Origin of the sequence: Acinetobacter sp. WU_MDCI_Abxe161, from assembly GCF_025514355.1 — a bacterium.
In the GTDB taxonomy this organism is placed as follows: Bacteria; Pseudomonadota; Gammaproteobacteria; order Pseudomonadales; family Moraxellaceae; genus Acinetobacter; species Acinetobacter pittii_E.
This window is the reverse complement of sequence record NZ_JAHPTU010000013.1, coordinates 66,271-79,222: the sequence shown is the minus strand read 5'-3', so window position 1 is coordinate 79,222 and position 12,952 is coordinate 66,271. Positions and strand designations below refer to the sequence as shown.

Genomic DNA, 12,952 nt, shown 5'->3' with positions numbered 1-12,952 from the left:
CTCCTAACTAAATTTAAGGGTGACGGTCCTTATCTATTTATTGACAATCAACCCATGATTGATGCCGCTTCCGGTACATTTAATCTACCTTTAGGCTATACACATCCTCGTTTAAGCAACAAATTGATCGTTGTGCACATATAAGTTCTGCTTATACGAATGAGATGTCGCAAGAAATTTTGAAAAAATTAACGCCTTATTTACCTTCAGAAATTAATCGAATCTGGCTGCGTGATGTTTCCGGTTCTGTTGCAGTGGAATGTGCAATTCGAATGGCACAAAAATTTACTGGCCGTTCAGGTGTTATCACTCTCTATATGGCACATCACGGTCAATCACTTGCTACAGCACAAATTTCAGGTAATGCATTTAGAATTAAAGATTTCCAAGTTGTAATTCCTGATTCTTTAAAAATACCATTACCCTCTACAGCAGAAAATCAAAGTGACATTCATAATTTTAATGAATATATAGATTTAGACCATTTGATTGAATTTGGTTCAAATAAAAATATAGCCTGTTTAATTATTGAACCAATTTTAGGAAATGGCGGAAATATTGTTATCCCGCAAAAATTTTATAGTTATCTCCGTGAGTTTTGTGATCGCCACAATATTGTGCTAGTTGCTGACGAAGTACAAACTGGTTTTGGAAGAACAGGAACATTTTTCGCCTCAAACGGTTATGCAAAGTGTTTAAACCCAGACATTATTGTCTTTGCTAAAGGTGCTGGTGGTATTGGTATTCCTGTAGGTGGTGTACTCATGAAAGAAAAAATGGATGTCTTAGAAGCTTTTGAACACTCAAGTACTTCTGGCGCGAACCCCCTTTCTTTAGTGGCCTTAGATGAAACTATTTCAATTATTGAAGATGAAAAAATCTTAGAAAACGTACAAAAAAATGAGCTCTATTTAAAAGAGGGTTTATTAAGACTACAAGAAAAATATCTAGAAATAACGAACGTTCGTGGGTTGGGTTATATGTATGGTTTTGACACCCCTTCTCCAGAGTTTGCAGCTCAATGCATCAAGACAGCTTCGAGTTTAGGTCTCATTATTCGTGGTGCTCGTTATGGAAAAAGTTCTGCTCTAAAAGTACGCCCACCTTTAATTTGTGAACGAGCCTACCTAGATGAAATATTAAATAAGCTTGATCAAACCTTCAACATTTTAACCCAAGTACAAAATAAGGCAGCCGTATAATGAAAGCATTAAAGTATTTAGACCAATGGAAAGTCAACTTAACTGAAACTAAAGAATTGCATTGTATTGAGGCTGACGATGTTATTGTAAATATTCAAGTTTGTGGTATTTGCGGCACAGATGTTGGAATTATTACGGGCGATTATCCAGTAGCACATCCGGGTGTTACTCTTGGGCATGAAACAGCGGGAGTTGTAACGCAAGTAGGCAATGACGTAAGAGATTTTAAAGTGGGCGATCGTGTTGTGATTAACCCAACATACTCTTGCCAAAAATGTAGAATGTGCCAAATCGGAAATTTTAATCACTGTGAAACGAAAGTAGGCACAGAGGCTGGCGTTTCTTATGATGGTGCTTTTGCAGAACAGTACCGCGCAAAAGAAAAATTTCTAATTAAAATTGATGATCACGTTTCTTTTGCTGCTGCATCATTAACCGAGCCATTAAGTTGTACGATCACAGGTGTAGATAAACTATCAATTACCCACACCAATGTTCGTGCTGCCGTAATTGGTGCAGGACCGATGGGAATGCTCTACTTATGGGTATTACATCATAGAGGTGTGAATGCATTTATGGTCGAAAAAAATCAATATCGTTATGATTTTGCTCGCAGAAATGTTCCTGCAGCAGCTTCAATCTATCAAGATTTTGAAGAGGCTATGCAAGCAGAATATCCAGAACAAGACGCTTATATCGATTTAGTAGTTGATACGACTGGCTATTTGACAGAAGTTGTTTGTGAGCATCTTGCACCGGGTGGAAAATTACTCAATATTGCCCTCAAAGATAAAAAAGCAACTATCGATGTTTTAAAAATTGCAGATAAAAGTTTATCTATTATGGGTTCAATTGACTCGCTAAATAATAGCTTTGAACGCGCATATGCAATGATTCGTGATGGTCATATACCAGCAGAACGTTTAATTAGCCATGAATTTCCAATTTCGGAGTATGAAAAAGCATTTCAAATTGTAGGGTGTGATATTAATCAACAAAAGCTCACCCCACCTCAAAATCCTAATTGCAAAGTTTTACTTCGTATTGCAGAGGTTGGGTGAATTATATTATGACTCAACTGACTATTATTTTTGATATTGATGGAGTGATTGTAGATAGTGAACAACTCCATTTTGATACACTTTTAAAAGCGGTTCCTGAACAGGCTAAAAATTTTAACGCTGAACAACTCATAGGTCTGAGCTTAGAAGCAACTTTAGATACTTTAGGGATTCCAAAACATAGGCATCTCGATCTAACAGCTCAACTTACTGATATATATAATAGTATGTTACATACTAAATATTTAAGATCGGGTATCCAAGACTTCATCACAAGTTTAGAAAAGAAGCAGATCCCATTTGGCTTTGTATCTACAGCCCCTCGGGAGGTCTGCTTATCAAATCTTGGTTTATTAGACTTACGAGGAGAAATACAGCTCATTTCTGGAACCGATATTGCACGTACAAAACCCTATCCAGATCCATATCTTGAGATGCTAAATATTTTAGAGGCAGATCCTAAACAAACAATAGTGATTGAAGACACTGATTTAGGAATTACCGCTGCACATCAGGCAGAGATTAAATATATTTATGGTTGGCCACATGCTTTGTCTAAACAACAAAACTATCTGCAAGCTACCGAAGTGATTCAATCTTTAGATCAGATTAATCTCATTAATTTGCTCGAGAGTTTTTAACTTCAACTCTTCCACATATAGTGTTTAAAAAATAATTTGTAGATAAAAGAGAGTCCTGTACTCTCTTTTATCATTACAATACACGCTTGCCATTCAGGCAATATTGATATTAATTTACTTTTAATATTCACCAAAGTGTACAGCCTATATTTTGCAAAATATTGATTAAATTATGATTTTTTTGCACTACTAAAGCCTTTTAAAAAGGCGCTACAATTAACCGTTTCCAAATCATTATTTAAATTTTGTGAAGGAATAAAAAACTTACTCGCTATAGCTGGATAGCCAGTTTTTAAGTGCCTCCCCGTGATCCAGCCCAACTCTTTGACCTGCTCTAGATCCATCATTTCATACTTCACGGCTTTGTTGACTATTACACATGCAGTAATAGCCACATCATCTTGTTTGGGAAGCGTTTTTGCATATACAAAAGAACCGACTGGGCAACCAATAACCAAACCTAAAACTAAAGACAAAAAAATATGTTTTTTAGTCAAAATAACTTTCCATAATAAATCGAAGCATAAAATTAAGTTCGCTAATATATAACTTCAAAAAATAATTAAAATTTTAGTTTTGTTCACCTTTTTTATAAGTCGTTGTATTTTTAAGTAATTACCCCTTGTCTCGTATAACATGGTCCTTTATAACCAGATAAGTTTTTTGTATATTTTACAAGCAAAAAAACACCTGTATTGGCAGGTATTTTAAAGGTAAAAGAAATACTCAATCAAAATAGTCTTTTCTATTTAGGGTGTGAACCTCTTAGAAAACAACAGACTAACATATTGTTTTTAAAAACAATTAAATACTAATATTCATTTAATTATGACAAAATTGCTTACATACCTGTATAACCTCATACTATTTTGAAAAATGGTGACTTTGCTCTATAGATGAAGACAAAACGACTCTTTCTTTTAATATCGGCATGACATAATCACGGAAAAATGGAAACTCTTTTGTATAGTCGAAGAAAGAGAGCGTACACCCCGAGAAACCTGCTTCCTCTAGTGATGCTAAACCTTCCGCAACTTGTTCTGGAGTTCCCACAATTGGAAATCCACCAAATGCAGTTGCAACACGATCATGAAAACTTGCAATTTGTTCGGGTGGCATGACTTTTGAAAAAGCGAACAAAGTATCTAAAATATGTTGGACCGCTTGTGAATCAGCATTTTCTAATTGTCGCTTCCATTCCACTTGCGCCTCCTCTTCTGTAGGACGGCAAATAATATGTGTAGTTGTAAGCACTTTAATGACTTTACCTAAAGTTTTTGCTTCATCTTTAAGCTGCTTAATTTCCTTACACGAATCTTCAAGCTTCAAATGTACAGGAGTAAATAAAAAGTCAGAATTTTTAAGTGCAAATTCTCGGCCTTCTTTAGAACCTGCTGCGTTAAAAATGGGCGGTAGTAGGGTTAAATTTGGTTTTCCATATGATCCTTTTGTTTGAAAGAATTCACCATTCCAATCAAATGGTTCTTTACTTTCCCATATTTTTTTTATTAGATTAAACCATTCTTGAGCATAACGATATCTCGTGGGGTGATCTTTAGGTAAATGTATTCCTAATGCGTCATATTCTGGTTTATTCCATCCAGCTACAATATTTAAACCTACGCGATCTTTACCAATTTGGGCCATGCTCACAATTTGCTTTGCAGCAATAATCGGATGATTCATGGAAGTATGCAATGTTGTAAAAATTTTAATTTTCTCAGTTTTAGCTAACAAAGCAGTTGCCCAAGTAATTGTATCTAAAACGGAACCTTGAAAATCTTTTTTGCCTCCTAAACCAATGAAACGTGCTACGGGCAACATAAAATCAATTCCAGCTTTATCCGCCATTTGTGCTAGTTCTAAATTTTTATCCCAACTCGCCTCCCACCCATCATCAAGTGTAGAAGGAGTCATTCCGCCAGAACAATTTGAAGAAAAAATACCTAATTTAAATGTCTCAGATGTTTTAAAGTCATTATCAAACATAATTACTCCTTTTAATTAAATCTTTTAAATATAAATAGTTAATTAAGCAAATAAATAAAACGAAGACTCATTTACTTATTCTAAAAATTTACCTAAAAACAAAGCCACCAACAAAATTTTAAAATATAAATTAAAAAATATCAGTAAGTTAAACACACAACCCTTCAGTTCAAAACTAATAAAAAAGTCACTCTAAAGGAATTAAAAATACTATTTCGAATTGAGTAAAATAATTAATTAAGCTCAACCAATAAATAATATATTTTTTAGTACTCTCCTATTAAATAATAAACTTTTTGGGAGATGACAACTTCCATTGCCGAGTAATAATCTCCTTCCTCAAATAACTTTTTATCTTTTGGATTATAGACAAAATTACCGCAATCATCACCAAAGTAACATCTAGGACCATATATTCTATCTCCCACCATATATTCAATTAATTTAATTTTTTCCCGAGTATTTGGGTTATATGCAGTAAATTTCATTCTCATGATTTATTCCCTGATACAAGCATATAAAATATTTTCTAGATTTCAAAAAAGATAATTAATATAAAAATTATTTTTTCCTAGTTTTAGAATTTATGCATGCCTCTTGTAAGGCATTTAATGCAGCAGGTTCTAACAGATCTGTCATTAAGCTTTTAAAATGCACACATTCATTTGTCTCTTTGGTTACTCTTGAACTTTGAACTGCACAACCGCAAAAAAAACAAAATATAAAAACCATAGAAAAAAATTTCATAAAAATTTCCAAATAATATATAAAGATATGAAACAGTCATAAACTGTGTAATTAAGTTTTATATGGGAGAAAATTAAAGACTAAGCTGATAACGATTTATACATTCATATTTATCTGCTTTACTGAACATAACACGTACAGTAATCAATAAATCGTATTTGGGAATATTTTTTATACCCACATAAATCCCCCCCAGTTACTAACTTAAAAGTAAAGGTAAAATAATATGATTTTTTTCATAAATCTCTTTACCCTAATAAATTCAAAAAGATAAATTTAATTTTTTTAATATATATCCTTTAAGAATCACTATAATTTTTGTTTTGTTCCTGTTTCTTATATTTCTTTGTATTTTTAAGTAATTAACTCTTGTCTCATACAACATGTATCGTTATAAACGCATAAGTTTTTTGTATATTTTATAAGCAATAAAACAATCCATATTGACAGGCTTCGAATACTATATTTGTGGCGTTTAGCTATAAATCATCCCTTTCAGAAGGTCTTGCCTTTTGTTCACCGAATGTCTTTAGAAAAAGATGGTGAGCGTCGTTTGCTGTTGATTTATTAAATATTTTAGTGGTTTTAGTCTTTTAATGACTTAAATATAATGCCTATTTATTAGTTGAATAACATGAAGTCATTTTTATCCAAGAAAAAGTAAAAACAATAAAAAATTATGATTAAAGTAGTTGACCCTCACGTAACGTAAGCCCCTAGCATAAAACACACCTAAGGAAGAAGGAGCTAAAAAGATGCTGTTAAAAGTTGGTGAATTGGCTAAGCAAACAGGACTTACTGTCCGTGCTCTTCATCACTATGACGATATCGGTTTACTTCAGCCTTCGGTCCGTTCCGATGCTGGTTATCGACTATATACCCGTAAAGACATTACTCGTTTGCATCAGATTCAAGCATTACGAGGACTGGGAATGTCGTTAGCTGAAATCCATACGGTTCTTGAAGACCCCAATCTTGCACTTTTACCTATTATTGATCAGCAGATTCAAGCAATTGATCGAAGGTTGACCGAGCAACAGAAATTGCGAAATCAGCTCAGCAAGCTTAAATCTCAGATCATAAATGGTGAAGAGCTTGGTTTGGAGGATTGGCTAAAAACTCTGGAGCTTATAGCAATGTATGAGAAATATTTTACAAAAGAAGAGCTTGAAAAACTTACTTTCTTACAAACAGGCACTAAAAGCCACCGAGAATGGCAAGAGTTAACTCAAGCAGCAAACGCACTATTTAATGCTGGCGAAGCATTTAATAGTGAAGCAGCTCAAGACCTAGCTCGAAAGTGGATGAAAACTCTTGAGCACAATACGCGAGCTAACCCTGAATGGTTAGTTAAACTAAATGCCATAAACTCAGCCGAGCCTGAATTTCAGGAAAAATTAGGCGTAACGCCAGAAGTCGTTGAGTTTTTACTTAAAGCTTTTTCTGAGAGTAAGCTGAGTATTTTTGCCCATTATTTATCTGACGAGGAGTTTGCTTTTCTAAAAGAAAATTACATCCGTGAGATGAAAAAATGGCCTCAATTATTGGTCGATATTGAAAAATTGATTGATGCCGAGGTCCCACCAGATAGTGAGGGAGCAAAGTGTTTAGCACAACAATGGCTCTCTATGCTACAAGGCTATGCTGGCAAAAACCCAAGTACTCAAGAAAAAATCCGTAAAGCAATGCAAAATGAACCGAACCTTGCTGACGGAACTTGGCTCAAACCAGTGACTCTACAATTTCTGGAAAAAGCAGTGGCAGCATTAATGCGTGATGCTTAGTTTTAGAAGTTAAGCCGCTTTTTATAAGAAGAGCGGTTTAACCAAGGGAGCTATCCTTGCCCTTTAATAAATTCTGCTATTCCTAAATTTGCAGGCAGTTGCTCAACAATCTGGTTTAATTTCTTGCCAGAATCATCCATACATCCTTTATAGTGTTCAAATTTAGTCTTGTTCCCATTTTTATCCGACCATATAAAATTGACAAATTGATTGTCCGTTGCCCTTCTCGCGCAATTGTTATCACTTGCGATTTCACCAGTTTTAGGTCTATACACGTGGAGTTGCTCCACAATAAAGAAGCGCTGTAAGAGTTATATAGTTTTCCTAAAAAATAAAAAATTCGATCTATGTTTATGGTTAATTAAACTTTTTAAACTATAGATATTAAAAAACCCGCTTCTCAATAAGAGAAACGGGCCACAAAAATAAAAACTTTCAGCGCAGTAATATATGAAATATATATTAAAAGTTTAAATATATAAATTCAATACATGTTTCATACTTTTTTAGAAAATTTAATTCCTTCTCATAGAAAGCTACATAAAACTCAGAGAAGCTTTTAAACCTCATCTTTATAGAAATATTCCCGAAGAATACTTTCTATAAATTCCAGTACAGCTTTAAGATCAGATCCATTTGGTACTTCACTCCAAGTAACAAAGTTCTCGACAGTACTATTCAATGACGCTGATTTAAAAGAAATACCTTTTAAATCGCTAACCACGGTTATAGTTGGTCCGTTATCACCAAATTCACTCCAACCCTCAATAAGTGGTAGTAAAATTTTTTCTATATCAAATGATTTTTCTTTGTTCAAAATAAAGTGATGAGCGACCAAAATTTTTGCAATATCTATAATTGCTTTATCTGCCATTTATTAACCTTTCATTATCTATATTTAATTTTAATACTCATTATTGAAAAAAAACCGCCCCAAGTGGCGGTAGCTGAAACAAATCAGCAGAATATAGAAGCATCATGGACTGACACTTCTATAATTTATGAAGGTACTTTATTTGTTTTAATAAAGTCCTCGGATTTGAAATAACTAATAATCATATCTGCATGTTCTTCTTTTTGAACAACCTTCGCTACAGGGATTGAATCATTAGAGAACTTGAAACCTGGCGGCACAAACTGTGAAATAGGAGGTAATTTAGTTTTGCCTCCTTCTGTGATTCGTTCTATAAAACCAGCTAACCAAAGAAGATACTCACCTTCATTTTCAAATCTTGGCATAACACTTAAATCAAGTTGAACTTTACACTCACTTAACGGCCGGGTTAAAAGCTCATCAAAATCAATATAGTTATATTTGAGCTTAAACTCTGTCCCTTTAATGGCTTTTCTAATTTGGCTGATAAGACAATTAAGGTTCTCGGCAATGTCATTAGTGTATAAGCCATCATTTTTAATCTTCTTATATACTTTCTCTGCTACAGCTAAATACTTTGGCATTACTTATCTCCGTACTATTGTTATAAGGTGCTAAATTATGAATAGTCGTTGTTCTATAAGTATGATTATGGCCCAAGAAATGTATCAGAAAGTAAGTATATAAGAGCAGAATGTAAGTAATTAAAGCTTTAAGTAAGTTTTCAAAAAAAACACATAAAAAAATTATGGTTTTGATAACCAATCCGCAAAATTTATGGATGAATAGAGATAAAATGAAATATTTTTTAACAAGTTAATTTTACTTTTTGGTAAAAATAAAAAATTATTTACTTAAATGTTTACTCAAAATTTCCTATAAGCCAATAGACATAAAAAGCCCATCTTCCGATGAGCTTCTTTTTAACTATAAATGTGGTATGTAATATGCATAAAATAATTTTGGTACTATAGATAATCGAATTATAGATAAAAATACTTGGTCATTACTTTTAAGGAATTATCTATTACATGGGCTGAAAGGTTGCCTTCTTTTTGTTGTTTATTTCCTCATTCAATTTAGGAAACCTTTTTGTCAATCAGTCTCAATTTGTTAAGATGGCAACCGTGAGAGTTTAAGTTAAGCTCTCACACACTGTTGACTCAATTTTGACATAAAAAGATACACGAAAAGGTGTACTTTTTTCTTACATTAGGTCAGTTTTGCACAGAAGTTGTTAGAATTGGTTGGACAGCCAAACTTTCAAAATTAACTTATTTATTATTTAAATTTAAGGATTTAACATACATGAATAGCGCTGAAATCATGGCTGACTTATCTTCTCATACACCTATGATGCAGCAATATCTCAAAGTTAAAACGGACTATCAACATGCGTTGCTGTTCTACCGTATGGGTGACTTTTATGAACTCTTCTTTGAAGACGCTCATTTAGCAGCCAAACTTTTAGGTATCACTTTAACCCATCGCGGTAAAGCCAGTGGTCGACCTATTCCAATGGCAGGTGTTCCCTATCACTCGGCAGAAGGTTATCTTGCTCGTCTTGTCAAAGCTGGGCGCACTGTCGCTATTTGCGAACAAGTTGGAGAAGTGACAGGTAAAGGCCCTGTTGAACGTAAAGTTGTCCGTATTCTGACCCCTGGTACATTAACTGATGATGCATTACTCAGCAGTTATCAATCATCTAATCTCGTTTCCTTGTGCATTCATCAAAACCAGATTGGTTTTGCTTTACTCGACTTGAGCGCGGGTATTTTTAAAGTTCAACAACAAGATTACAAGCCAGAACAATTACCTATCGAGCTTGCGCGTTTAATGCCAAGTGAAATCTTGATTGATGAAGACTTGGTCGATACCAATATTATCGAACAGATTAAAAAACACTTAGATTGCCCGGTTACTAAACGCCCAAATGTAGATTTCAATCTAAATAATGCGCAAAAGACTTTATGTGATCAGTTTACGGTATCAACACTTTCAGGTTTTGGTTTAGACCCATTACCTTTAGCTAAAGCTGCTGCCGCTGCACTCATTCACTATGCAAAAGAAACGCAAAAAACTGCATTACCGCATATTCGTTCAATCCAACTTGAACAAAGTACCGACTTTATTGCGCTCGACCCAATCACGCGCCGTAACCTAGAAATTATCGAGCCATTATTTGAACACGGCACCTCATTATTCCAACTGGTAAATGACTGCCAAACTGCAATGGGTGGCCGTCTACTCAGCCGTACACTGATGCAACCTGTACGTGATACTGCATTACTAGATGCGCGTTTAGATGCGATTGAGCAACTCATTCAGGGATATCACGAAAACCCGGTTCGTTTAGTGCTTAAAGAAATTGGTGATATTGAACGTGTACTTAGCCGTGTTGCATTAGGTAGTGCGCGACCACGTGATTTAGTGCAACTTCGTCACGCATGTGCACAAATTCCAGCTTTAAGAACGGCGTTAACACCAGTCATTCAAGCAAAAAAATCTAAGTTATTAGTTCAACTTGATCAAGAACTTGGAGATTTTAAAGCGCTTCATCAACACTTAATGGCAGCGATTGTTGAAAATCCTCCTGTATTACTTCGTGATGGTAATGTAATTGCAGAAGGATATGATGCTGAGCTCGACGAATTACGTCAAATTCGCGATCATGCAGGTCAATTCTTAATTGACTTAGAAATTAAAGAGCGTGAACGTACAGGCATTAATACCCTTAAAATCGGTTATAACCGTGTAAGTGGTTATTACATCGAACTCACTCGCGCTCAAGCAGAGCAAGCGCCAGCCGACTATATCCGTCGTCAAACTTTAAAGAATGCTGAACGCTACATTACCCCTGAGCTAAAGAGTTTTGAAGATAAGGTTCTATCGAGCGAGTCACGTGCACTCTCACGTGAAAAAGCATTATTCGAAGCTTTACTTGAAAATCTTCGTGAAAATATTGCCCATCTACAAATGATGAGTTCAGCAATTGCTCAAATTGATGTAATTGCAAACTTTGCCCATCAAGCACGTTTAAACAATTGGGCACGCCCTGAATTTACACCGGAAACAGGCATTAAAATTAAGGCAGGTCGTCATCCTGTTGTTGAAGCATTAAATAAAGCACCATTTACCCCAAATGATACTTTCCTTGATGCCCAGCACCGTATGGCGATTATTACCGGTCCAAACATGGGCGGTAAATCAACCTTCATGCGACAAACAGCATTAATCAGTTTGCTTGCTTATTGCGGTAGCTATGTTCCGGCGAAAGCAGTCAAACTTGGTCCAATTGACCGAATCTTTACCCGTATTGGTTCAGCCGATGATTTATCTACAGGCAAATCTACCTTTATGGTTGAGATGACCGAAACTTCGCAAATTCTGCACCATGCGACCAATCAATCGCTGGTTTTAATGGATGAGGTGGGCCGCGGAACTAGTACCTATGACGGTTTATCTTTAGCATGGGCATGCGTAGTTGATTTAACTAAACGTGTAAAATGTTTATGTTTATTTGCCACTCATTATTTCGAGTTAACCGAGCTAGGTAGTGAAGCAGGAATCGATAATTATCATGTGACAGCGCAAGAGCTTAACGGCAACCTGATTTTATTGCATAAGGTTCAGCAAGGCCCTGCGAGTCAAAGTCATGGTTTACAAGTCGCAAAATTAGCCGGTATTCCTGCCAATGTTATTAAAGAAGCGCAGAAGCGTTTGCGTATCTTAGAGAAACAGCAGCAGCAACATCTACAAACCAGTTTCCAAAATGATTTGTTTGCTCCACCAGATGCAAACTCTGGTTCACAAATCATAGAGAAAGTTGTCGAGATCGAAGTTTCATCCCCTGCTCTAGATTTACTTAAGCAAATTGAAGTCGATAATTTATCGCCTCGTCAGGCGCTTGAACAACTCTATGAGTTGAAAGCTGCACTCAAATCTTGATAAAGCACTTCCGAATAAGCAGGCTTAGGTCTGCTTATTCATATCGGAGAATAATATTTATATGATCTTAAGATCTCTACAACATTCAGAAATTGATCTTATTTGGCAGCAGATTAGCCGCCGTGAGTTAATTACTCAAATGTATATTCAAAATCAACAGCAGCTAGAATTGGTTGATTGTTTTTTTGATGTTCAATATTGGGATTCATATCATTTAGAAAATGACCCACCTAAGCTCAAACAACTCTTTGCACAAGGTTCAATATTTGTAGGTGCATTTGATGCCCATGAAAAACTCGTTGGTGTGAGTGTGGTGTCAAACCAAGTTATAGCAGACTATCCTCATGCTAAATTACTCCACTATTTCTATGTCGATGCAGACCAGCAAGGTCAAGGCATTGGTGCTAAGCTTATGCAAGCCGCAAAAGAGTCCGCCAAGCAACTCGGTGCAAACCAACTGTATATTTCAGCAACTCCAAGTCGGCGCACTGTAGACTTCTATATGAAGCATGGCGCGCAACCATTAAGTGCTCCAGATCAACAACTTTGGCAGCTTGAACCCGAAGATATCCATTTACTATGTAACGTTTAGCGCTAAAAATTTAAGGGCTATTCAACAAAAAAAGCAGAAAATCAAAATTTATGAAAGAAAAATGAAAAGTTAAGGTATTTATTAAAATAGATGCCTTGACTTAAATGACATCTA

Annotated in this window: 12 protein-coding genes and 1 pseudogene; 7 read left to right on the top strand and 6 right to left on the bottom strand. The window is 35.3% G+C overall.

The window, feature by feature from the left end; translation table 11 throughout:
• Window positions 1-164: 164 nt before the first annotated feature.
• The 3 genes from KTI78_RS14280 to KTI78_RS14270 are packed head-to-tail and all read left to right on the top strand — an operon-like array spanning window position 165 to window position 2,904.
• The gene (locus KTI78_RS14280; protein WP_262446476.1) at window positions 165-1,202 is read left to right on the top strand and encodes an aminotransferase class III-fold pyridoxal phosphate-dependent enzyme; all 1,038 of its coding nucleotides are present in this window, start codon (window positions 165-167) and stop codon (window positions 1,200-1,202) included.
• A complete protein-coding gene (locus KTI78_RS14275; RefSeq protein WP_262446474.1) occupies window positions 1,202-2,263 on the top strand; it encodes a zinc-dependent alcohol dehydrogenase in 1,062 nt (353 codons plus the stop codon). The genes KTI78_RS14280 and KTI78_RS14275 overlap by 1 nt, the downstream gene beginning before the upstream one ends.
• An 8-nt stretch (window positions 2,264-2,271) precedes the next feature.
• Window positions 2,272-2,904 (top strand): HAD family hydrolase, encoded by a 633-nt coding sequence (locus tag KTI78_RS14270; protein WP_262446473.1) that lies wholly within the window; start codon window positions 2,272-2,274, stop codon window positions 2,902-2,904.
• Between the two features lie 170 nt (window positions 2,905-3,074).
• On the opposite strand, the gene KTI78_RS14265 is transcribed toward KTI78_RS14270, so the two are convergent.
• The 3 genes from KTI78_RS14265 to KTI78_RS14255 form a co-directional block, all read right to left on the bottom strand.
• Window positions 3,075-3,401: a hypothetical protein gene (locus KTI78_RS14265; protein ID WP_262446472.1), complete on the bottom strand. Its 327-nt coding sequence runs from the start codon at window positions 3,399-3,401 to the stop codon at window positions 3,075-3,077.
• A gap of 367 nt (window positions 3,402-3,768) precedes the next feature.
• Window positions 3,769-4,893 (bottom strand): LLM class flavin-dependent oxidoreductase, encoded by a 1,125-nt coding sequence (locus KTI78_RS14260; RefSeq protein ID WP_262446471.1) that lies wholly within the window; start codon window positions 4,891-4,893, stop codon window positions 3,769-3,771.
• Window positions 4,894-5,159: 266 nt separating this feature from the next.
• A complete protein-coding gene (locus KTI78_RS14255) occupies window positions 5,160-5,387 on the bottom strand; it encodes a hypothetical protein (protein WP_262446470.1) in 228 nt (75 codons plus the stop codon).
• A gap of 716 nt (window positions 5,388-6,103) precedes the next feature.
• Between KTI78_RS14255 and KTI78_RS14250 the strand changes: the two are divergent.
• A pseudogene (locus tag KTI78_RS14250) lies at window positions 6,104-6,211 on the top strand (DUF1826 domain-containing protein); the annotation flags it as partial.
• A 184-nt stretch (window positions 6,212-6,395) separates the two neighbouring features.
• Window positions 6,396-7,424, top strand: coding sequence for a MerR family transcriptional regulator (locus tag KTI78_RS14245; protein WP_262446469.1), 1,029 nt, complete (start codon window positions 6,396-6,398; stop codon window positions 7,422-7,424).
• 50 nt (window positions 7,425-7,474) lie between these two features.
• Here the strand turns inward: KTI78_RS14245 and KTI78_RS14240 are convergent, their stop codons facing one another.
• The 3 genes from KTI78_RS14240 to KTI78_RS14230 form a co-directional block, all read right to left on the bottom strand.
• Window positions 7,475-7,699, bottom strand: a complete 225-nt coding sequence (locus KTI78_RS14240) for a hypothetical protein (protein ID WP_262446468.1) — start codon at window positions 7,697-7,699, stop codon at window positions 7,475-7,477.
• A gap of 284 nt (window positions 7,700-7,983) precedes the next feature.
• Window positions 7,984-8,298, bottom strand: a complete 315-nt coding sequence (locus KTI78_RS14235) for a hypothetical protein (protein ID WP_016141526.1) — start codon at window positions 8,296-8,298, stop codon at window positions 7,984-7,986.
• A 125-nt stretch (window positions 8,299-8,423) separates the two neighbouring features.
• The gene (locus tag KTI78_RS14230; RefSeq protein WP_224992560.1) at window positions 8,424-8,882 is read right to left on the bottom strand and encodes a hypothetical protein; all 459 of its coding nucleotides are present in this window, start codon (window positions 8,880-8,882) and stop codon (window positions 8,424-8,426) included.
• Between the two features lie 724 nt (window positions 8,883-9,606).
• Between KTI78_RS14230 and mutS the strand changes: the two genes are divergently transcribed.
• Both mutS and KTI78_RS14220 read left to right on the top strand, forming a co-directional pair.
• On the top strand, window positions 9,607-12,246 hold the full coding sequence (gene mutS / locus KTI78_RS14225; protein WP_262446466.1) for a DNA mismatch repair protein MutS: 2,640 nt from the start codon (window positions 9,607-9,609) through the stop codon (window positions 12,244-12,246).
• A 61-nt stretch (window positions 12,247-12,307) separates the two neighbouring features.
• Window positions 12,308-12,838, top strand: coding sequence for a GNAT family N-acetyltransferase (locus KTI78_RS14220; protein ID WP_224992520.1), 531 nt, complete (start codon window positions 12,308-12,310; stop codon window positions 12,836-12,838).
• Window positions 12,839-12,952 lie beyond the last annotated feature (114 nt).